The sequence below is a fragment of the Pseudomonas sp. FSL R10-0056 genome (genome assembly GCF_009600105.1).
GTDB classification, from domain to species: domain Bacteria; phylum Pseudomonadota; class Gammaproteobacteria; order Pseudomonadales; family Pseudomonadaceae; genus Aquipseudomonas; species Aquipseudomonas bubulae.
In genome coordinates, this window is record NZ_WIWL01000237.1 from 79220 (window position 1) to 100631 (window position 21412).

A 21412-nucleotide genomic window follows, 5' to 3' on the forward strand; every position below is an offset into this window, starting at 1 on the left:
CCTACTATCGAGACATGAACTCGCCAACAAGGACAAGATCGTGACCACCGACTGGCTCTGCAAACACCACAACGACCTGGGCAAGGAACAGCTCTACGCAATCCTCGAATTGCGCTCAAAAGTATTTGTCGCCGAGCAGAAATGCGCCTATCAGGACGTCGACGGGCAAGACCTGACGGGCGATACGCTGCATGTGATGGGCTGGCAAGACGACCAGCTGGTGGCCTACGCCCGCATCCTCGACCCCGAGTCCCAGGGCGGTGACGTAGTGATCGGCCGCGTAATCGTTGCCGTCGAAGGCCGCGGGCAAAAGCTTGGGCATACCCTGCTTGAACAGGCCCTGAAAAATATCGAAGAGTACTGGGCGGGGCAGCCCGTATTCCTGTCCGCCCAAGCGCACCTGCAACCCTTTTACGAGCAACACGGGTTCAACACCCAGGGCGAGATCTACCTAGAAGACAACATCCCGCACATCGGCATGCGCCTGACATCTCAGGGGTAACCCAGCACCTGCTTGATCTGCACCAGATGCCCAGCGACCCAGTTTTTGTCCACCGGCCCCCAGTTGCGGATCAGGTAGCGCCCGGCATGGTTGCGGGCGCCATCCTGCTGTTCAAATTCGCAGATGATGTCCAGATCGGCCAGGGCAGCAATGGTGTCCTGGGCGGTACGACGCGGCATGCCGGTGACTTCGGTCAAGGCAGGCACGCTGCTGGCGATCTGGCTATCGATCAACCAGGCCACATACAAGCGCCGGTAAAAGCTGCTTTTGGTTTTGCTGACTTCCATTCAGAACTCCTGCCCGTCTTTACGGGTCCGCTCCCACACATAAAGTAAGTGTCAGGTTTTGCCCTGCATATCCCGCCACGTGAGGTACACCCGCAGGTCGAACTCCAGCTGGTGATAACCCGGCAACATGTGCTCACACAGCTTGTAGAACGCCTTGTTGTGGTCTGACTCTTTCAAGTGGGCCAGCTCGTGGACCACGATCATCTTCAAAAACTCGGGCGCCGCTTCCTTGAACAACGAGGCCACGCGCAGTTCCTTTTTAGCCTTGAGCTTGCCGCCCTGAACCCGTGAAATAGCAGTATGCAAACCCAGCGCACGGTGGGTCAGGTCGAGCCTGTTATCAAACAGCACCTTGTCAAAGGATGGCGCATTGCGCAGGTATTCCTGTTTGAGCTCCTGAGCGTAGGCATACAGGGCCTTGTCGCTTTGCACGGCATGACGCTGTGGATAACGCTCGCTCAGGTAAATGCCCAGCTGGTTGCGCTCGATCAATTGGCGCACCTGCTCTTGCAAGGTCTGGGGGTAAGCCTGGAGGTATTTGAGCACAGTCATGGGGCGCCAACGCACAGCGTAAAAGTGCGCCAGTGTAGCGAATTCGATCCCCGGGCGCCCACGTCAGACTTTTACGCTGCCAAAAGGCAGACGCTTCCGAGAAAACACGATGCACACAAGCGCTGCTTGCGACCCGCAAACTCACAGGGCTATCTTCACCAGTCGCCGATGCTCCCCCGTGGAAGAAACATGAAAAAGCCGACGCCCGACGATCCCAAAGCCATTCACACTCCCCGGGATGATCATCAGCACGATGAAACCACCCGGCTTATTCTCGACGCCCTGCTTCAGGCCCCGCCCGTTTGCCTGGAAAACCTCAAACCCACCCGTGCACTAAGGGCAGGCAAGCAATCACCCTTTGCCGTGCTGCCTGATATCCGTGCAATCGAAGCGCTGTCCCATGTGTCGCTGATGCTCAAAAGCGCAGAAGAGGTCTCGGATGAAATCACCGCATACGCCAGCGGCATAGAGCGTGGGCTGGTGTGGTCGCTGGTGCATTCGGTGGAGATGTCCCGATCACTGGTGGACTCACTGCTCAGGGCCAATGGTGTTGATCCAGAGTTGCTAAAGGCACAACCGTCAAACTGGCCCTGCGCGAAGCAGGCTGGCAAGGGGGGGCTTTAATTCCTCCAAAAAAAAACGCCCCGATCAGATCGAGGCGTTTTTTGGTCGGGCCGGTCAGGCGGCAATCGACAGTTTGAGCTTGTTCATCGCGCTTTTTTCCAGCTGACGAATCCGCTCGGCTGACACGTTGTACTTCTGCGCCAGGTCGTGCAGCGTGGCTTTTTCTTCAGCCAGCCAGCGCTGATACAGAATGTCACGGCTGCGGTCGTCCAGCACTTCCAGCGCTTCGTGAAGGTTGCTGGTGGAGTTGTCGGTCCAGTCAGCATCTTCCAGTTGGCGCGCCGGGTCGTACCGGTGGTCTTCCAGGTAGTTGGCTGGCGACTGGAACGCACTGTCGTCGTCAGCTTCGGCTGCCGGGTCGAACGCCATATCATGACCGGTCAGGCGGCTTTCCATCTCGCGCACTTCGCGAGGCTCTACGCCGAGGCTTTCAGCCACACGATGCACTTCATCGTTGTTCAACCAGGCCAGACGTTTTTTCTGGCTGCGCAGGTTGAAGAACAATTTGCGCTGAGCCTTGGTGGTCGCGACTTTCACGATCCGCCAGTTGCGCAGGATAAATTCGTGGATCTCTGCCTTGATCCAGTGCACCGCAAAAGACACCAGACGCACACCCATTTCAGGGTTGAAGCGTTTGACCGCCTTCATCAGGCCGACGTTGCCTTCCTGGATCAGGTCAGCCTGAGCCAGGCCATAGCCCGAATAACTACGGGCAATGTGTACAACAAAACGCAGGTGGGCGAGCACCATCTGCCGAGCCGCCCCCAAATCCTGCTCATAATAGAGACTCTCGGCCAGTTCACGCTCCTGCTCCGGTGTCAGCAATGGAATGCTGTTCACCGTATTGACATAGGCCTCGAGGTTCGCACCAGGGACCAACGCATACGCAGGTTGCAAAGAAGTGGTCATACGAAAAAACCTCCGTCTCACATAACTCGTGCAGTTCAGCACTGCGAAAGTTGACCGGAAACCTGGAAAAAAGTTCCCAAAAAAAGCTGAAAAGGTCAACAGGCAAAAAGAAAACTATTTAGGCGAAAGCTCACGTAAGTGACGCGCAACTGCAATCCATGCACCGATATACCCTAACAGCACCGCGCCAAGCAAGAGAGACAGACCATCGGCTACCGGCACACCCGCCAAGGCAAAATTGCTGCCGTACAAGCCAGCCAGCCCCACCACCGCGTCGTTAAGCCAGTTCAGGCCGAATGCCAAAACGCCCCAGGATAAAACTCCCGCACCAAAGCCATAGAGCGCACCCATATAAAGAAAGGGCCTGCGCACATAGCTGTCAGTACCGCCGACCAGCTTGATGACTTCGATTTCGATGCGACGATTCTCGATATGCAAACGAATCGTATTACCGATAACCAGCAGCAAAGCTGAAACCAGCAACACCGTCAAGCCAAACACAAAACGGTCACCCAATTTCAGGATTGCCGCCAGACGTTCGACCCAGACTAGATCAAGTTGCGCCTGTTGCACCTTCGGCAACTGCGCAAGGCGTTCGCGAAGGGCTTCAAGCGTCGCTTTATCGACTTCTGCCGGGGTTACCAGGACCACACCGGGCAACGGGTTATCGGGCAACTCTTTAAGCGCTTCGCCCAGCCCTGACTGCTGCTGGAACTCTTCGAGTGCCTTTTCGCGGCTGATAAACTCCGCGTCAGCCACCCCTGCCATACCTTTTATCTGATCGCTGAGATTTTCACCCTGCTGGCTGCTGGCATCCATCTGCAGATACAGCGAAATCTGTGCTGCACGCTGCCAGGAACCACCCAGGCGCTCGACGTTGTTAAGCAACAACGACAGGCCCATCGGCAAGCTCAAGGCAACCGCCATCACCAGGCAGGTAAAAAAGCTACCAATCGGCTGCTTGCCAAGGCGCTTCAGGCTGTCGAGCAGACTGGCCCGGTGAGCCTCAACCCAGGCGTGAAACAACATGGCGAAGGTCGGGCCATCGTCATCATCGTGTTTTTTCTTCGGCGGCTGCGGGTCGGCAGCCTTTGGAGCTACGCGCTCGGATACTTTGGAACTGCGGGTGGCACTCATTGCGCGGCCTCCCCGTCACCGATCAGGCGTCCGCGCTGCAAGGTCAGCATGCGATGGCGCATGCGTGCGATCAGCGCCAGGTCATGACTGGCAATCAGTACGCTGGTGCCCAAGCGGTTGATGTCTTCAAATACGCCCATGATTTCCGCCGCCAGACGCGGGTCGAGGTTACCGGTGGGTTCATCGGCCAGCAGCAAGGCCGGGCGATGCACGATGGCGCGGGCAATGCCTACACGCTGTTGCTGACCCGTGGATAAGTCACCCGGGTACAGGTCGGTCTTGTCCGACAGCGCTACGCGCTCCAGCGCCGAGTCGACACGCTTGGCGACTTCAGCCTTGGACAGGCCGAGAATTTGCAGCGGCAGGGCGACGTTGTTGAACACTGTGCGGTCAAACAGCAACTGGTGGTTCTGGAAAACCACACCGATCTGGCGACGTAAAAAAGGGATCTGCGCGTTGCTGATTTGCCCCAAGTCCTGCCCCGCCAGTAGCAATTTGCCGCTGGTCGGGCGTTCCATCGCCAGCAACAGGCGCAACAGCGTGCTTTTACCTGCGCCGGAGTGGCCGGTCACAAAAAGGAATTCGCCTCGACGGACCCGAAAGCTCAGCTCGTGCAGGCCCACGTGTCCATTTGGATAGCGCTTACCGACCTGCTCGAAACGAATCATGGACGCTCCCGCTCCGCAAACAGAGCCTGGACAAAGGGTTCGGACTCAAAATCACGCAAATCATCGATGCCTTCACCCACACCGATAAAGCGGATAGGAATATTGAATTGCTTGGCCAGGGCGAAAATCACCCCGCCTTTGGCCGTGCCATCGAGCTTGGTCAGTGCCAGACCCGTGAGGGCAACGGTCTGATCAAACTGCTTGGTCTGGTTGATAGCGTTCTGCCCGGTACCGGCATCGAGCACCAACAGCACTTCGTGGGGAGCGTCTTCGTCAAGCTTGCCCATGACCCGGCGAACTTTCTTGAGTTCTTCCATCAGGTTGTCTTTGGTATGCAGGCGACCAGCGGTATCGGCGATCAATACGTCGATGCCACGGGCCTTGGCAGCTTGCACAGCGTCAAAAATCACCGACGCCGAATCCGCGCCAGTGTGCTGGGCAATGACCGGGATATGGTTGCGCTCGCCCCACACCTGCAGCTGCTCGACGGCGGCCGCACGGAAGGTATCACCGGCAGCCAGCATGACTTTCTTGCCTTCAAGCTGCAGTTTTTTCGCCAGTTTGCCGATGGTGGTGGTTTTACCCGCGCCGTTGACGCCTACCACCAGAATCACGAATGGCTTGTTTTGCGATTCGATTTTCAGCGGTTGCTCCACCGGCTTGAGCATGGCCGCCAGCTCGTCCTGCAGCGACTTGTAGAGTGCATCGGCATCGGTCAGTTGCTTGCGCGCGACCTTCTGCGTCAGGTTCTTGATGATCACCGAGGTTGCTTCAACACCCACGTCGGCGGTCAACAGTCGGGTTTCGATCTCTTCGAGCAGATCGTCATCAATGGCTTTTTTGCCCAGAAACAGGCTGGCCATGCCTTCGCCAATGCTGGCGCTGGTCTTGGACAAGCCTTGCTTGAGACGAGCGAAAAAGCCTGTTTTTTGCTCGGGGGGCGCAACTGGCGCGGGGGCCGGGGCCTCGACCAACGGGGCTGGGGCAGCCACCACAGGCGCAGGTGCAGGTGCAGGTGCAGGAGCGACTACAGGCGCGACGACGGCAACTGGCTCTGGCTCTGGCTCTGGCTCTGGCTCTGGCTCAACAACAGTCTCGACCACCGCAAGCGCTTCAACAACAGGCTCGGGCTCGGGGATCGGCGGCACGATATGCGGTGCCTGCACATCCTCGACAAGCGCCACCGGTTCTTCGGCGACAGGCAAGTGCGGCCACGGTGCCGGCTCGGGGGCCAATTCAATCGCAGGCTCGGCGGCAACCACGACCACTTCGGGCGCGGCCTCGACCTCCACCGGAGTGGCCTCAACCAGCGTCTCAGGGATGATTTCGGGCGCAGGCGCGGGTTGTTCCACGACGGTTTCCTGCGGCTTTCTGCGCAGCCATCCGAACAGGCCTTTTTTCTCGCCAGCCGCAGCTGGGGTCTTCTTGTCGTCGTTGGAACCAAACATGGAGGACGGCTATCTCATCGTAGCGACGCGCCACTGTGGCGCCCCGGCAAATAATATTCGGTGTGAAACAGACTGTAATTTTGTCAGCTTGTTCGCACGCAACTGTATTCAGAGGGTAAAACACACCTCGTAAACTTCGTCTTAACTCGGGTCTGTCACGGGAAAGTCGGCAAAAATGCGAAATTTACCGGTATACATCCACACTTCCAAGCGGGCTCCTATACTGCCCGATCAAACGTCGTCTGATCGTCAAAGGCCTGATAGGCGTGGCCGCCAGTAAAACGGATCAGTATCCTAGCACCTCCTCACCCGCAGACGCTAAGGCCGAGCGGGTAGCCCAACAGGTTAAAAAACGAATGAATCTAGCCCGCCGCGCTGCTGGCCTGTTGCTCAGCACAGTTTTATTACCGCTTTCGGCCCTGGCGGCCGAACCGCAGCCCACCCACGAGTTCCGCCTGGACAACGGCCTCAAGGTCATCGTGCGCGAAGACCATCGCGCCCCGGTGGTGGTCTCCCAGGTCTGGTACAAAGTGGGCTCCAGCTACGAAACCCCTGGCAAGACCGGCCTGTCCCACGCGCTTGAGCACATGATGTTCAAGGGCAGCAACAAGGTCGGTCCCGGCGAAGCCTCGTTGATCCTGCGCGACCTTGGCGCCCAGGAAAACGCCTTCACCAGCGACGACTACACCGCCTACTACCAGGTACTGGCCCGTGACCGCCTGGGCGTGGCCTTTGAGCTTGAGGCCGACCGCATGGCCAGCCTTCGCTTGCCGCCCGAAGAATTCAAGCGCGAGATCGAAGTCATCAAGGAAGAGCGCCGCCTGCGCACCGACGACCAGCCCATGAGCAAAGCCTACGAGCTGTTCAGCGCCATGGCCTTCCCTTCCAGCGGCTACCACACCCCGACCATCGGCTGGATGGTCGACCTGGAGCGCATGAGCGTTGGCGAACTGCGCGCATGGTATGAAGAGTGGTATGCCCCCAACAACGCCACTTTAGTGGTGGTCGGTGACGTCACCCCGGATGAAGTCAAAGCCCTGGCCCAGCGTTACTTTGGCAAGGTGCAAAAACGCGAGATACCTGTCGCCAAAATCCCGCTGGAACTGCCGACCCCTGGCGAACGCCTGCTCAAGATCCACGTCCAGACCCAACTGCCAAGCTTGATGCTGGGCTTTAACGTGCCCAGCGTTGCCACGGCCAAGGATCCGATCACCGCCAATGCCCTGCGCCTGATTTCCGCGCTCCTGGACGGCGGCTACAGCGCACGCATGCCGACACAGCTGGAGCGGGGCGAAGAACTGGTCTCCGGTGCATCGTCCAGCTACAACGCCTTCACCCGTGGTGACAGCCTGTTCATGCTTTCGGCGATGCCCAACAGCCAGAAGAAAGTCACCATGGCCCAGGCCGAGGCAGGCTTGTGGCGCTTGCTCGATGACCTGAAAAAGACCCCGCCGACCACTGAAGAGCTTGAACGTGTGCGTGCCCAGGTAATTGCCGGACTGGTCTACGAGCGCGACTCGATCACCAGCCAGGCCACTTCGATCGGCCAGCTGGAAACCGTCGGCCTGTCGTGGAAGCTGATGGACTCCGAACTGGCCGACCTGCAGAAGGTCACCCCGGCCGATATCCAGCAGGCTGCCCGCACCTATTTCACTCGCGACCGTCTCAGCGTTGCCCATGTACTGCCCGAGGAGAAAACCCATGAGTGAGCGTAAAGGCCCCCGCTACGCCCTGCTTGGTCTGAGCGCCGCCATACTGGTGGGTGCACTCGGCTACTTTTTTACCAACCCGCAGCAATCGGTCGCCAGCCAGGCACTGGACCAGGCCAAGAGCGAGCACAAGCTCGAATCCCTGGCTGAGCTGGACGGCAAGGCGCCCAGCCACCGTGCGCTGAACGTGCAAACCTGGAAAACCGCCGAAGGCTCCAAAGTGCTGTTCGTCGAAGCACGGCAATTGCCGATGTTCGACCTGCGCCTGACCTTCGCCGCTGGCAGCAGCCAGGACGAAAACACCCCGGGCCTGGCCCTGCTGACCAACGCCATGCTCAACGAAGGTGTAGCGGGTAAAGATGTGGGCGCCATCGCCCAGGGCTTTGAAGGCCTGGGCGCGGACTTCGGCAATGGCGCATATCGCGACATGGCCGTGGCCTCGCTGCGCAGCCTGAGCGATGTAGATAAACGCACACCTGCGCTCAACCTGTTCGCCGAGGTGGTGGGCAAACCCACCTTCCCGGCCGACTCCCTGGCGCGGATCAAGAACCAGTTGCTCGCCAGCTTCGAGTTTCAGAAACAAAACCCCGGCAAACTGGCCAGCGACGAACTGTTCAAGCGCCTGTACGGTAACCACCCGTATGCTCATGCCAGTGATGGCAATGCCCAAAGCATCACCTCGATCACCATTGACCAGCTCAAGGCCTTCCACAACAAGGCCTACACCGCAGGCAACGCCGTGATTGCGATTGTTGGCGACCTGTCGCGTGCCGAAGCCGAAGCCATTGCAGCCCAGGTATCTGCCGCACTGCCCAAAGGCCCGGCAGTGGCCAAGACCGTGCAACCAAGCGAGCCCAAGGCTGGCCAAACCCATATCGAGTTCCCGTCCAAACAAACCCACCTGCTGCTGTCGCAGCTGGGCATTGACCGTGACGATCCCGACTATGCCGCACTGGCATTGGGCAACAGCATTCTGGGCGGTGGCGGTTTCGGTACGCGCCTGATGACCGAAGTGCGTGAAAAGCGCGGCCTGACCTACGGCGTGTACTCCGGCTTCAGCCCGATGCAGGCTCGCGGCCCGTTCATGATCAACCTGCAAACCCGCGCCGAACTGAGCGAAGGTACGCTCAAACTGGTGCAAGACATTTTGGCCGACTACCTGAAAAATGGTCCGACGCAAAAAGAACTCGACGATGCCAAGCGTGAACTGGCTGGCAGCTTCCCGCTGTCCACGGCCAGCAACGCCGCCATCGTCGGCCAACTTGGCGCAATGGGCTTTTATGATTTGCCCCTGGATTACCTGGAAACCTTCATGCAGAAGTCCCAGGACCTGACCACCGAACAGGTCAAGGACGCCATGAACAAGCACCTGAGCGCCGACAAAATGGTCGTAGTGACCGCCGGCCCGACCGTGCCGCAAAAACCACTGCCACCTCCTACCGACAAACCTTCAGAGCAACCTCTTGGGGTTCCGGAGCATTAATGGCAAAGCCAAAAAACACATCGCACTCAGGTGCTGGTCAGTTACGCATCATTGGCGGGGAATGGCGCAGCCGCAAGCTGGACTTCCCCCATGTAGAGGGCCTGCGCCCGACGCCAGATCGCGTGCGTGAAACCCTGTTCAACTGGTTGGCCCCCTATATCGGCGGCGCCAGGGTACTGGACGTTTTCGCCGGCAGCGGCGCACTGTTCCTTGAAGCCATGTCCCGCGGCGCAGCCAAGGGCGTGGCACTGGACAGCAACCGCGATGCGATCTCCAACATCCGCGAGAACATGGGCATTCTGCGCTGCACTGTCGGCGAAGTTCAGCAGACTGACGCCCTGCGTTATCTGGACACCACGCCAAGCACAACCTTTGACGTGGTATTCCTCGACCCGCCGTTCAACAAGGACCTGCTCAAACCTGCTTGTGATCTGCTCGAGCAACGCGGCTGGCTGGCTGAAGACGCCTGGGTTTACACCGAAAGCGAGTTGCGCCCGTCAGAGCTGGGCTTGCCTGCCAACTGGCGCCTGCACCGCGAGCAAAAAGCCGGCGGCGTGAACTACGCCCTGTGGCAACGCGAAGCCACTCAAGCCTGACGAACCTGTAGTCGCTGCCGCAGGCTGCGATCAAGCCCGGAGGGGTCGCTTTTTCAAAAGCGAAGGCCCTTCGGTCCTTATCGCAGCCTGCGGCAGCGGCTACAGATTTTTGCGGTACAAGGTATCTATGTACCGCCCGCCTCCCCCCTGCCAAGCCCAATCTGTTCTGACGATAAACAGTCAGGACACCCACCATGAAACACCCCCTTGCCGGGCTGGCTCTCGGCTTTATGTTGCAACCGCTGATGGCCCTGGCCAGCAGCCAACCCTCCACTCAACATTTCACCCTGGATAACGGCCTCAAGGTTATCGTTCACGAAGACCACCGTGCAGCCGTGGTTCACTCACAGCTCTGGTATAGGGTCGGCTCAAGCTATGAGCCCCCAGGCCAATCCGGGTTGTCCCACGCCCTTGAACACATGATTTTCAAAGGCAGCAGCAAACTTTGTCCGGCCGAGTCAGACCACATCTTTCAAAGCCTGGGCGCAACGGACAATGCGGCGACGCAAAATGACGCCACCATTTTCTTTCAAACCCTGCCCCCCCATGCCCTGGCAGTCGCACTTGAAGTGATGGCAGACCAGATGAGCACTGCACACCTGTCCGCTGCTCATTGGGCCGGTGAGCGCGAAGTCATCAAAAGCGAACGCAGCGAAAGCGTCGACAACGACCCCCATCAGCGCGCACTTGAACTGCCACGCCGCCTGGCATTCCTGACCAGCGCTTCCGGCAGCCCGGTCATCGGCTGGATGCACGACCTCGAACGCATGCACATCGATGAACTCAAGCACTGGTATAGAAGCTGGTATGCGCCCAATAACGCCACCCTGATCATCGTCGGCGATATCGACACCGAGCAGGTCAAGGCCCTGGCCACACGCTACTTCGGCCCGATTGCCTCACGCAAGCTACCTGTGATCAAGGCCCCGCTCGAACTGGCAGCTCCCGGTGAGCGCACCATGACTCAGTACATCGATCATCAAATCCCGAACCTGAGCATGACGTTCAACGTGCCAAGCCTGCACACCCAGACCGACCCACGTTCAGCTCCAGCACTGGAGCTGCTCAGCGAGTTGCTCGGTGGCGGCGACAGTTCAGAACTCAAAAGCAGATTGTGGCGCGGCGAGGAATTGCTGATCAGCGTCGGCTCACATTACAGCAGCATCAGCCGCGGTGATGAGCTGTTCAGCATCGACGCCACCCTCAACCTTAAAAAGATGAAACCGCTGAGCGAGGTTCAAGAACGGATTTGGGCCGTGATCGACTCAGTGAAAAAAACACCCCCCTCCGGCAGTGACCTTGAACGCGCCCGTACGCGGATCATTGCACGGCATGTTTTCAGCCGTGATGACCTGCAAAGCCTGGCTCTGTATCTCGGTGAACTGGACATTGCGGGCTTGTCGCCAGAGGACGACGAAAAGCGCATGCAGATATTGGTGAAAATCACCCCTGAAGATATCCAGCTCGCCGCTCAAACGTTCCTGACCCACGACCGCTTGACCCTCAGCTATGTACTGCCCAAGGAGGCGCGCCATGAATAAGCCTCACGCAATCGCAGCCAGCCGCGCCTTGCGCGTCGCTACGCTGCTGTTCACCCTTGCCTGTGTCTGCGTGCAAGCCCGAGCACAAGAACCACAAGCACGACTGCAATCGCTGCTTGAGTTGAGCACTGCCGTGCCTGCCACCCGCCTGCCGACAATCAAGGCCTGGAAACTGAGCCAAAACACCAAAGTCCTGTTTGTCGAAAGCCACACCTTGCCCATGATCGATGTGCAAATCACCTTTGCCGCGGGCAGCAATCAGGATGGCGATACACCCGGCCTGGCAGCGACTGTACTGAGCCTGTTTAACGAAGGCTCGACGCTCAAGGACGCCAACGCACTGGCCAAGGGGTTTGATAGCCTGGGCGTGGATCTGGGTAACGGTATCGATAAAGAGCGGAGTTTCTTCACCCTGCGCAGCTTGAGCGCCCCGCACATCCGCGAACCCGCCATGCAGTTGTTCACCGAGATGCTCGCCCAACCGGGCTTTACCGTCGAAGGCCAGCGACGGGTCAAAAACGAACTGTTCACCAAACTCAAAATAAACCACGAAGACCCACACGCTCTTGCACGGATGCAGATCTACAACGAACTCTATCCGGGGCAACCTTACACCCGCTCCGACTTCGGCTCGGTCGAGAGCCTGGAGCGCATAGATGAATCACACCTAAGGGCCTTTTACCGTCGCGCCTACACTGCTGCCAATGCACAGATCGTGATCGTCGGCGACCTGACCCTGCAACAGGCGCAGAGCCTCAGCCGCTCACTGGCCAATGCCTTGCCCGCCGGACCAGCACTCGCTGAAAGACACTCGGTGCCTGCCCCGCTGCCCCATGGCAAAACCCTGCATATCGAAGATGAAGCAACCCATACCGTGCTGATGCTGGCACAGAATGCCTTGCCCAATCAGCACCCTGACGGGGTAGCGATCCGGGCCGGGCATATTATTTTCAGCCATATCCTCAACAGGCAGTTAAGGGAGGAGCGCAGCATCACCTATGGCGTGCTATCGCAAATTCCCCATGCGCAGGGACCAACCCCCTGGATCATCAGCCTCAATACCCCCTCGCGCTACAGCCAAAGCGCCCTGGTTCATATCAAAGCCCTGTTTGCCCAGTACCTGCAGGACGGACCCAGCGAAACCGAACTGGACGACATCAAGCAGTTCCTGCTGCGGGCGCTGCCACAGCTCACGGCCAGCAACCTGGATATGCGCAACGAACTGTCCATCATCAACCGCTTTAACCAGCCCCTGGCCTTCAACTACAAGATCCAACAGATTCAAGCCTTGACCAGTGAGCAGATCAAAGCGGCGATGAACCGTCACTTCACGGCTGACGGCTGGGTCGGCGTAACCGTCGGCCCCAGTGTTGCTCAACTGCCCCTGCCCAAGGTGATGGTGCCAGAAACGACGATGGCACAAAGTTGTATGCCTGCCATCAGATAACCCCGGCACCCGCACGCAACACTTGGGTGTCGGGCCCTGATGTGGCAATTTAGACATCCGCCGTACCTGTTACTCGATGAGAACCTCCGTGCCTTTTCCAGCCAGTCATGCTTCACCCCTCAAGCCTTTTACTCCGGCTACGGGTCTGGGCAACCCCCATGTCCAGACGCTATGGGGGCCGTTGTGGCGTACCAAGCCGGCCATTGAACATCGACGTGAACGTATCTGGCTAAAGGATGGCGATTTTCTCGATCTGGACTGGCACGGCACACCCTCAGACCATGCGCCGGTGGTACTGGTGCTGCACGGCCTGACCGGCTCGTCGGGCTCTCACTATGTACTGGGGCTGCAAACCGCCCTCGCCGCACGCGGCTGGACCAGCGCCGCACTGAACTGGCGAGGGTGCTCGGGCGAACCCAATTTACTGGCCCGCAGTTATCACTCAGGGGCCAGCGAAGACCTGGCCGAGGCAGTGGCCCATTTACGTGCCGCACATCCGCTGGCCCCCTTGTATGCCGTAGGCTATTCGCTGGGGGGCAATGTGCTGCTCAAGTATCTGGGCGAAAGCGGCAGCGACAGCGGGTTGCACGGCGCTGTCGCGGTATCGGTGCCGTTCCGGCTTGACCAGTGTGCCGACCGGATCGGTATGGGATTTTCCAGGGTCTATCAAGCTCACTTCATGCGCGAGATGCTGGCTTACGTCAAAGACAAAAAACATCGATTCCAGCTCGATGCCCAACACGAAGGTCTGGCCAGCCTGACCAGGCTTGGCTCGGTCGAAGCCCTGAGCAAAATGCGCACCTTCTGGGAGTTCGATGACCGCGTAACGGCACCTCTTAACGGCTATCTGAATGTCGATGACTACTACCGTCGCGCCTCCAGCCGCTACTTCCTCGGCGCCATCCACACGCCGACGCTGATTATCCAGGCCATGGACGATCCGTTCGTGTTCAAGCACAGCATCCCCGACACCAGCGAGCTGTCAGCCTGCACGCAACTGGAGTTGCACACCAGGGGCGGGCATGTCGGATTTCTGGAGGGCTCCCCAAGAAAACCGGGCTATTACCTTGAACGAAGAATTCCGCAATGGCTGGCCGCACTGCGGCTTGAATCTGCGTAATGGACGTAGAACAGGGTGAGTCGATCCGTTTCTGGCAAACACCCCCCCTGACGGGTGTCGAACTGCTGACGGCACGTTATATCGAACATCGCTTTGTGCCCCATGTGCATGATGGTTTTGTGATCGGCATGATCCTCGAAGGCGCCCAGCGCTATCGCTATCGCGGCGCCGAGCATCTGGCTGCCACCGGTACGCTGGTGCTGATCAACCCGGACGAAGTCCATAATGGTCACAAAGGTCATGATGCGGGCTGGCGTTACCGGGCTTTTTACCCGGACAACGTGCAAATTCAGCAGTTGCTGGAAGAACTGGAACTGCCCGCCACCCACTTGCCGACCTTCAATGACACATTGCTGTACGACTGCGACCTGTTTCGCGGGTTATTCCAGCTACATCAATTGCTCGAAGGGCCGGAGACTGCGCTGCAGCAGCAAACCGCATGGCGTCAGATGATGCTTGCCCTGCTCAACCGCCATGCCCGCCTGCCACTACCAGCCAAGCCCGGGGTCGAACACCGCGCTGTAAGCCGTGCCAAGGAAGTACTGCAAGCCCGGCTGGCAGAGCCACCATCACTGGAAGAACTCGCCGCCGCAGTCAATCTGTCGCCATTCCACTTTACCCGCGTATTTCAGCGCGCCACCGGCATGCCACCGCACACCTGGTTGATGCAACAGCGTATCGCCCATGCCAGAGCCTTGCTGCAACAAGGCTGTTTGCCACTCCAGGTGGCGACGCAACTGGGCTTTGCCGACCAGAGCCACCTGAACCGGCAATTCAAGAAAGTCTATGGTGTTGGCCCCGGTGCATACCGGTTGGCCAGTGTCGGCACCCCTTAAGCCAACTGGCTCAATCGCCAGTAGCAATGCCCCGCGCAGGATCATTGATCCACTCGCTCCACGAACCCGCATAAAGCTTGCCTAGCGGATAACCCGCCAAGCCCAATGCAAAAAGGTTGTGACACGCCGTCACCCCGGAGCCGCAATAGGCAACCAGCTCCTCGGGAGAGCGGCCGGCAAGTTTTTCGGCAAAGCGCTGCTTGAGCTGCGCCGCAGGCAAAAAGCGCCCCGTAGGATCCAGGTTTTCGCTGAAGGCGGCACATTGCGCGCCCGGAATATGCCCGGCGATCGGGTCAATCGGCTCGACCTCACCTCGAAAACGCGGCTGGGCACGGGCATCGATCAAGGTCAGTCCCGGCTTGGTCAGGCGCTTTTGCAATTGTTCGGCGCTCAGCAGCATATGGCTGTCGGGTTTGCCTTCGAAAGTGCCACGCAAGGTCGGTGACGCATCCAGGCTCAGCGGGAAGCCCGCGGCATGCCAGGCCTTGAGACCACCATCAAGGATAAATACACCCTCGCGCTTGCCCAGCCAGGTCAGCAACCACCATGCCCGGGCCGCAAAAGCACCCGGGCCGTCGTCATACAACACCACATCGCTGTCGGCATTGATGCCCCAGGCCTGCAGACGCTCAACCAGAGTACGTGGATCGGGCAATGGATGACGACCGGTCACACCTTTGATTACAGGCCCGCTCAGGTCGCGTTCGAGATCGGCAAATTGCGCGCCGGCAATATGCCCCTCGGCATAACTGCAACGGCCGTAGTCCGGGTCTTCGAGGGCAAAGCGGCAATCCAGGATAACCAGGCCGGGCTGCGCCTGACGTTCATTCAGGGCATGAGGGCTGATCAGTTGCGCAACGGGCATAGTGAACTCCTGTAAGGGGGTGAAATGCAGTTATTGAGCGTACAACGCGTGTTCCAGAGGGACGTAGTATTCCTTGATCAATTCATCGATGGCTTCCCGTGCCTGGTCGGTAACAAAACCTGATTCCAGCACCAGCAGTTGGTACACACCGCGCTTGATGGCCTGCTCGCTGAGCTGGTCACTGTTTTCACGGGTGGCGCATAAAAAACCTACCCATGAGGTGAGAATAATCCATGCATTCAGGCTCAGGGATTCAATTTGCCGGGGGCTCATGCACAAGATTTCGGCCTCGACAAAGCCGGCGTATATGGCCTGGGCCTGTGTGAGGCAGTGCTGGGAAAAACGTCGATAGCGGATGGCCAGTTCCGTGTCGCTGTGCAATAAATGCTCGATATCTCGATACAAAAAACGGTAGCGCCACATGGCATCCAGCAGTTGCTGCAGGTAGTGGTGCTTGTCGGCAACGGTTGGCAAACGCCCTTGGGGTGGGTGCAAAAAGCTCAATACCAGCGCTTCGTACTCGCTGAACAAGACCGCGATAATCGCCTGCTTGTTGGGGAAGTGGTAGTACAGATTACCGGGCGAAATTTCCATATGGGCCGCAATGTGATTAGTGCTCACACTGCGTTCGCCCAACTGGTTGAAAAGCTCCAGGCTGCTGTTGGCGATGCGCTGACTGGTTTTTAGTCGTATGGCCATGGGCTTGCGCTTAAATTAAAAACGAAAGGCATCTTACGGCCTAACCTTGAATCGATAAACAACACGGGGCAGGCCTTCAATTGACAGGTTAGAGCACAAGCTCTAAAAACATAGTGCTCTTCTACGATAAATACCGATAAAAACTGCCTGGAGCCATCATGCCTGTCGACAGCACTCACACTCACGACGCCCCGGTTCAACCGGACGCTCTCCAGTCCCTGCTCGACAAGCAGCGCCAGGCCTATGCCGCTCATCCATTCCCGCCACTTGCGCAGCGCCAGCAATGGCTCAAAAGCCTGCGCCAGCTGTTGAGCCGCGAGCGCGAGGTGCTGATCGATGCCATCAGCCAGGATTTCAGCCATCGCAGCCCGGACGAGACCCTGTTTGCCGAATTGATGCCGTGCTTGCACAGCATTGATTATGCCCTCAAACACCTTAAGCGCTGGATGAAACCTTCCTCACGCAGCGTAGGCATGATGTTCGCGCCCGCCAGTGCCAAAGTGATGTATCAGCCGCTGGGGGTTGTGGGAATTATTGTGCCGTGGAACTACCCGCTGTATCTGGCCATCGGCCCGTTGGTTGGCGCATTGGCTGCCGGCAACCGGGTCATGCTCAAGCTCAGCGAGTTCACCCCGGTCACCGGGCACTGGCTCAAGGATTTGCTGGGGCGGATCTTCCCCGAAGACATGGTTGCGGTGGTACTGGGCGAGGCAGATGTGGCGGTGGCGTTCTCCGGGCTGGCGTTCGATCACTTGCTGTTCACCGGTTCCACCCATGTGGGCAAACGGGTGATGCGTGCGGCTTCTGAAAACCTGACCCCCGTAACACTGGAGCTGGGTGGTAAATCTCCCGCTATCGTGTCGGCCGATGTACCGCTCAAAGACGCTGCCCAGCGCATCGCCTGGGGCAAAACACTCAACGCCGGGCAAACCTGTATCGCTCCGGATTATGTGCTGGTACCCCAGGATCGGGTAGACGGCTTCGTCGATGCCTACCGCCAGGCCGTTCACAGCTTTTATCCGACCCTCATCGATAACCCGGACTACACCGCAATTATCAATGACCGGCAGCTGGCGCGCCTTGAACGGCTGCAAACCGACGCCACCCTCAAGGGCGCACGGTTGATCCCGCTGTATGAACAGGGCCAGGGGCGGCGCATGCCCCATACGCTGGTGCTGGATGTAAACGACGAGATGCACGTCATGCAGGACGAAATCTTCGGCCCTCTACTACCCGTTGTGCCCTACTCCAATCTGGATCAGGCAATGGCCTACATCAACCGTAGACCCCGCCCTCTGGCACTGTATTACTTCGGCTACAACAAAGCCGAGCAACAGAGGGTTATCCACACCACTCACTCGGGCGGGGTCAGCATCAACGAAACGTTGTTGCATGTGGCTATCGACGACCTGCCTTTTGGCGGCGTCGGGCATTCAGGCATGGGGCATTACCACGGCCACGAAGGTTTCCTGACCTTCAGCAAAGCCAAGGGCGTGCTGTGCAAACAGCGCCTGAACAGCTCGCCGATGATCTATCCGCCTTATGACCGGCAACTGGTACGCATGATCCAGAAGCTGTTTATCCGCTAACGGGCTTTATCGAAAAACTGGCGAGCCTACTGGGCCAACGCCTGAAAAAATCATGAAAAAGCAGTAAATTCGTCGCGTCTATAGTGCTTTCTTCTGCGAATGGCGACTTGGCCGACCGGGAATGCTGCGATACCATCCGACTCCCCAACGGATTCCCGCCAGGACGACGCGATGAACCGAGTGTTGTACCCAGGTACATTCGACCCTATTACCAAGGGCCATGGCGATCTGGTCGAACGCGCTTCGCGCCTGTTTGACCACGTGATCATTGCTGTCGCTGCCAGCACCAAGAAAAACCCGCTATTCCCTCTGGAACAGCGGGTGGAGCTGGCTCGTGAAGTCACCAAACACCTGCCCAATGTTGAGGTGGTCGGTTTCTCGACGCTGCTCGCGCACTTTGCCAAAGAACAGAATGCCAATGTGTTCCTGCGTGGCCTGCGTGCCGTGTCGGACTTCGAATACGAGTTCCAGCTGGCGAACATGAATCGCCAACTGGCCCCCGATGTCGAGAGCCTGTTCCTCACGCCGTCAGAACGTTATTCGTTTATATCCTCGACGTTGGTGCGCGAAATCGCAGCATTAGGCGGTGATATCAACAAATTCGTACACCCGGCCGTGGCTGATGCCCTGACCGAGCGTTTTCGCAAGAAATAACCACTGAAGCGGCGTCCGCGTGCACTGCGGGCGCCAATGCGGCACAATTGCCGCATTCGATTTCAGTTGCCCGGGCCGAGCGCCCCGGCCGGAGTACCCATGTCCCTGATCATCACCGACGATTGCATTAACTGCGACGTCTGCGAACCCGAGTGTCCGAACGCCGCCATTTCCCAGGGTGAAGAGATCTACGTGATCGACCCCAACCTGTGCACCCAGTGCGTTGGCCATTACGATGAGCCGCAATGCCAGCAGGTGTGCCCGGTTGACTGCATCCCGCTGGATGAAGCCCACCCGGAAACCGAAGAACAGCTGATGGAAAAGTACCGGGCAATTACCGGGAAGGCCTGATTCATCGTCTATGCGATGTATGTGGGAGCGGGCTGCTCGCGATAGATTCACTGCGATCGACCCGTTCGATCGAGGTGGTTGCATCGCGAGCAAGCCGGCTCCCACAAGAGTTCAGCGCAGGACTGGTGGCTACGTCTGGCAACGCGGGCAAAACACGCTCGCACGCTGGCCCAGTTTGACGTCACGCAGTTCCGTGCCGCAAACCTTGCACGGTTCATAACCACGCCCGTATACAAACAGCTCCTGCTGAAAATAACCGGGCTGGCCATCGCCACCAATAAAGTCGCGCAATGTGGTGCCGCCCCGCTCGATAGCGGCCGCCAGAATCCGCTTGATCTCAATCGCCAGCTTCAAATAGCGTGCCCGGGAAATACTCCCGGCGGCGCGACGCGGGTCAATACCTGCGGCAAACAGCGCTTCGGTCGCATAAATATTACCCACGCCCACCACCACCGCGTTGTCCATGATGAACGGCTTGACCGCCATTGAGCGCTTGCGCGACAGCTGAAACAGCCGCTCACCATCAAACAGGTCGGTCAGCGGCTCCGGCCCCAGGCGCACCAGCAGCTCATGGTTCAGCGGGTCAAGGCTCCAGAGCATCGCCCCGAACCGGCGCGGGTCGGTATAACGCAGGGCCAGCCCGGATTCCAGCTCGATATCCACATGCTCATGCCTGGCCGCAGGTAACCCGGCCTCCACCAGCCGCAGGTTGCCCGACATGCCCAAGTGGCTGATCAATGTCCCAACCTCGGCATTGATCAGCAAATACTTGGCCCGGCGCTCGACCAGCACAATACGCTGCCCCGACAACCGCACATCGAGATCCTCAGGGATCGGCCAGCGCAAACGACGCTCGCGCACAATCACCCGACTGACCCGCTGCCCTTCAAGGTGCGGGGCTATGCCGCGGCGGGTGGTTTCGACTTCAGGTAATTCAGGCATGGGGGCTCCGCACTCTGGAATAGCTGGCGATTCTAGCGGAAATTTCAGCGCCACTGAGCCCGTGATCCGACGCAATGCGGTGAATCAGCCAAGCCTCAGGGTTGCGTCTAAGGCTATAATCGCGCCCTTTTCAATACCCGGAGCGACGTCATGTCCCTGCCAAGCCTGCGCCTTAAAGCCAATGCCGATCGACGCCTGCGCGCCGGCCACCTGTGGGTCTACAGCAACGAAATCGATGTAGCTGCCACACCACTGAACGGTTTTAAGGCCGGCGACCAAGCGGTACTCGAAACCGCCGGCGGCAAGCCGCTGGGCATCGTTGCCATGAGCCCCAACAACCTGATCTGTGCACGCCTGCTGTCGCGCGACATCAAGCTGCCACTGGACAAGTCGCTGCTGGTACACCGCCTGAACGTGGCCCTGTCCCTGCGTGAGCGTCTGTTCGACAAGCCTTACTACCGCCTGGTCTACGGCGACTCCGATTTGTTGCCGGGCCTGGTGGTTGACCGTTTCGGCGACATTCTGGTGGTTCAACTGGCCTCGGCCACAATGGAACACCACAAAGAAGACGTGATCGCAGCCCTGGTGCAAGTCATCAAGCCAAGCGGCATCCTGTTCAAGAACGACTCGGCTGCCCGTGATGCCGAAGGCCTTGAACGCTATGTTGAAACCGTCTTCGGCCTGGTACCGGAGTGGGTTGCCCTGGAAGAAAACGGCGTGAAGTTCGAAGCACCGGTGATCGCCGGGCAAAAAACCGGCTGGTTCTATGACCACCGCATGAACCGTGCGCGTCTGGCCCCGTACGTCAAAGGTAAACGCGTACTGGATCTGTACAGCTACATCGGCGGCTGGGGTATTCAAGCCGGTGCGTTTGGCGCCAGCGAAGTGTTCTGCGTTGACGCCTCGTCCTTCGCCCTTGACGGTGTTGAGCGCAACGCTGCGCTGAACGGCTTTGCCGAGAAAGTCACCTGCATGGAAGGCGACGTGTTTGAAGCTCTCAAGGAGCTTAAAGCCAACGAAGAGCGTTTCGACGTGATCGTGGCCGACCCACCGGCGTTCATCAAACGCAAAAAAGACCTGAAAAATGGCGAAGGCGCTTACCGCCGCCTGAACGAGCAAGCCATGCGCCTGCTCAACAAGGACGGCATTCTGGTCAGCGCATCGTGCTCGATGCACCTGCCCGAAGACGACCTGCAAAACATCCTGCTGACCAGCGCCCGCCATCTGGACCGCAACATGCAGCTGCTGGAGCGCGGCGGCCAGGGCCCGGACCACCCGGTGCACCCGGCCATCCCGGAAACACGCTACATCAAGAGCATCACCTGCCGATTGCTGCCTAACAGCTAAGACGCACATCACCTCGTAGTAGCTGCCGAAGGAACGAGGCTGCGTTCGATTGCGAAGCAATCGTAAAACCTGAACTCCCGGTCTGTTAGTTAAACCGCGGGCTCAG

Annotated in this window: 22 protein-coding genes; 13 read left to right on the top strand and 9 right to left on the bottom strand. The window is 58.7% G+C overall.

What is annotated here, in order from left to right:
• Positions 1-40: 40 nt before the first annotated feature.
• Entirely contained in the window at positions 41-502 is a 462-nt protein-coding gene (locus tag GHO42_RS24270) for a GNAT family N-acetyltransferase (RefSeq protein WP_094999802.1), read from the top strand.
• On the opposite strand, the gene GHO42_RS24275 is transcribed toward GHO42_RS24270, so the two are convergent.
• Both GHO42_RS24275 and GHO42_RS24280 read right to left on the bottom strand, forming a co-directional pair.
• Positions 493-789, bottom strand: coding sequence for a helix-turn-helix domain-containing protein (locus tag GHO42_RS24275; protein WP_094999801.1), 297 nt, complete (start codon positions 787-789; stop codon positions 493-495). The two genes, GHO42_RS24270 and GHO42_RS24275, sit on opposite strands and share 10 nt — an antisense overlap.
• Before the next feature lie 51 nt (positions 790-840).
• Positions 841-1341 (bottom strand): YgjP-like metallopeptidase domain-containing protein, encoded by a 501-nt coding sequence (locus GHO42_RS24280; protein ID WP_094999800.1) that lies wholly within the window; start codon positions 1339-1341, stop codon positions 841-843.
• A 189-nt stretch (positions 1342-1530) separates the two neighbouring features.
• Here GHO42_RS24280 and GHO42_RS24285 point away from each other — a divergent pair, with 189 nt between their 5' ends.
• Positions 1531-1965, top strand: a complete 435-nt coding sequence (locus GHO42_RS24285; RefSeq protein WP_094999799.1) for a hypothetical protein — start codon at positions 1531-1533, stop codon at positions 1963-1965.
• 54 nt (positions 1966-2019) lie between these two features.
• Here GHO42_RS24285 and rpoH read toward each other — a convergent pair whose 3' ends face one another.
• The 4 genes from rpoH to ftsY all read right to left on the bottom strand — a co-directional run bounded on the left by rpoH (position 2020) and on the right by ftsY (position 6127).
• On the bottom strand, positions 2020-2874 hold the full coding sequence (rpoH, locus tag GHO42_RS24290; RefSeq protein WP_004419731.1) for an RNA polymerase sigma factor RpoH: 855 nt from the start codon (positions 2872-2874) through the stop codon (positions 2020-2022).
• A 114-nt stretch (positions 2875-2988) separates the two neighbouring features.
• Positions 2989-4011, bottom strand: a complete 1023-nt coding sequence (gene ftsX, locus GHO42_RS24295; protein ID WP_094999798.1) for a permease-like cell division protein FtsX — start codon at positions 4009-4011, stop codon at positions 2989-2991.
• Positions 4008-4679, bottom strand: coding sequence for a cell division ATP-binding protein FtsE (ftsE, locus tag GHO42_RS24300; protein ID WP_016782600.1), 672 nt, complete (start codon positions 4677-4679; stop codon positions 4008-4010). The genes ftsX and ftsE overlap by 4 nt, the downstream gene beginning before the upstream one ends.
• Positions 4676-6127, bottom strand: a complete 1452-nt coding sequence (gene ftsY, locus GHO42_RS24305) for a signal recognition particle-docking protein FtsY (RefSeq protein WP_153326896.1) — start codon at positions 6125-6127, stop codon at positions 4676-4678. The genes ftsE and ftsY overlap by 4 nt, the downstream gene beginning before the upstream one ends.
• Before the next feature lie 356 nt (positions 6128-6483).
• Here ftsY and GHO42_RS24310 point away from each other — a divergent pair, with 356 nt between their 5' ends.
• From GHO42_RS24310 to GHO42_RS24340, 7 genes are all read left to right on the top strand, one after another.
• On the top strand, positions 6484-7836 hold the full coding sequence (locus GHO42_RS24310; RefSeq protein ID WP_094999796.1) for a pitrilysin family protein: 1353 nt from the start codon (positions 6484-6486) through the stop codon (positions 7834-7836).
• Positions 7829-9319 (top strand): pitrilysin family protein, encoded by a 1491-nt coding sequence (locus GHO42_RS24315; RefSeq protein WP_095017830.1) that lies wholly within the window; start codon positions 7829-7831, stop codon positions 9317-9319. The genes GHO42_RS24310 and GHO42_RS24315 overlap by 8 nt, the downstream gene beginning before the upstream one ends.
• Complete coding sequence (gene rsmD / locus GHO42_RS24320; RefSeq protein WP_094999794.1) at positions 9319-9915, top strand: 16S rRNA (guanine(966)-N(2))-methyltransferase RsmD; 597 nt, start codon at positions 9319-9321, stop codon at positions 9913-9915. Before GHO42_RS24315 ends, rsmD begins: the two co-directional genes overlap by 1 nt.
• Before the next feature lie 194 nt (positions 9916-10109).
• Positions 10110-11456 carry a pitrilysin family protein gene (locus GHO42_RS24325; RefSeq protein WP_153326898.1) on the top strand — a complete coding sequence of 449 codons (1347 nt, stop codon included), beginning with the start codon at positions 10110-10112 and terminating at the stop codon, positions 11454-11456.
• Positions 11449-12903 (top strand): pitrilysin family protein, encoded by a 1455-nt coding sequence (locus tag GHO42_RS24330; RefSeq protein WP_170943682.1) that lies wholly within the window; start codon positions 11449-11451, stop codon positions 12901-12903. Before GHO42_RS24325 ends, GHO42_RS24330 begins: the two co-directional genes overlap by 8 nt.
• 76 nt (positions 12904-12979) lie before the next feature.
• A complete protein-coding gene (locus GHO42_RS24335) occupies positions 12980-14023 on the top strand; it encodes a hydrolase (RefSeq protein ID WP_153326900.1) in 1044 nt (347 codons plus the stop codon).
• Complete coding sequence (locus GHO42_RS24340; protein ID WP_153326902.1) at positions 14023-14859, top strand: AraC family transcriptional regulator; 837 nt, start codon at positions 14023-14025, stop codon at positions 14857-14859. Before GHO42_RS24335 ends, GHO42_RS24340 begins: the two co-directional genes overlap by 1 nt.
• A 10-nt stretch (positions 14860-14869) precedes the next feature.
• Here GHO42_RS24340 and GHO42_RS24345 read toward each other — a convergent pair whose 3' ends face one another.
• Positions 14870-15724, bottom strand: coding sequence for a sulfurtransferase (locus GHO42_RS24345; protein ID WP_095017833.1), 855 nt, complete (start codon positions 15722-15724; stop codon positions 14870-14872).
• Positions 15725-15754: 30 nt separating this feature from the next.
• Positions 15755-16423, bottom strand: a complete 669-nt coding sequence (locus tag GHO42_RS24350; RefSeq protein WP_095023209.1) for a TetR/AcrR family transcriptional regulator — start codon at positions 16421-16423, stop codon at positions 15755-15757.
• Between the two features lie 158 nt (positions 16424-16581).
• Between GHO42_RS24350 and GHO42_RS24355 the strand changes: the two genes are divergently transcribed.
• The 3 genes from GHO42_RS24355 (at position 16582) to GHO42_RS24365 (ending at position 19017) form a co-directional block, all read left to right on the top strand.
• Positions 16582-18012: a coniferyl aldehyde dehydrogenase gene (locus tag GHO42_RS24355; RefSeq protein ID WP_094999787.1), complete on the top strand. Its 1431-nt coding sequence runs from the start codon at positions 16582-16584 to the stop codon at positions 18010-18012.
• A gap of 171 nt (positions 18013-18183) precedes the next feature.
• Positions 18184-18666 carry a pantetheine-phosphate adenylyltransferase gene (gene coaD, locus GHO42_RS24360; RefSeq protein WP_004419754.1) on the top strand — a complete coding sequence of 161 codons (483 nt, stop codon included), beginning with the start codon at positions 18184-18186 and terminating at the stop codon, positions 18664-18666.
• Between the two features lie 99 nt (positions 18667-18765).
• Complete coding sequence (locus GHO42_RS24365) at positions 18766-19017, top strand: YfhL family 4Fe-4S dicluster ferredoxin (RefSeq protein ID WP_016782613.1); 252 nt, start codon at positions 18766-18768, stop codon at positions 19015-19017.
• Positions 19018-19146: 129 nt separating this feature from the next.
• Here GHO42_RS24365 and mutM read toward each other — a convergent pair whose 3' ends face one another.
• Positions 19147-19959: a bifunctional DNA-formamidopyrimidine glycosylase/DNA-(apurinic or apyrimidinic site) lyase gene (gene mutM / locus GHO42_RS24370; protein ID WP_095026833.1), complete on the bottom strand. Its 813-nt coding sequence runs from the start codon at positions 19957-19959 to the stop codon at positions 19147-19149.
• 150 nt (positions 19960-20109) lie between these two features.
• Between mutM and GHO42_RS24375 the strand changes: the two genes are divergently transcribed.
• A complete protein-coding gene (locus GHO42_RS24375; protein ID WP_094999786.1) occupies positions 20110-21306 on the top strand; it encodes a class I SAM-dependent rRNA methyltransferase in 1197 nt (398 codons plus the stop codon).
• Positions 21307-21412 lie beyond the last annotated feature (106 nt).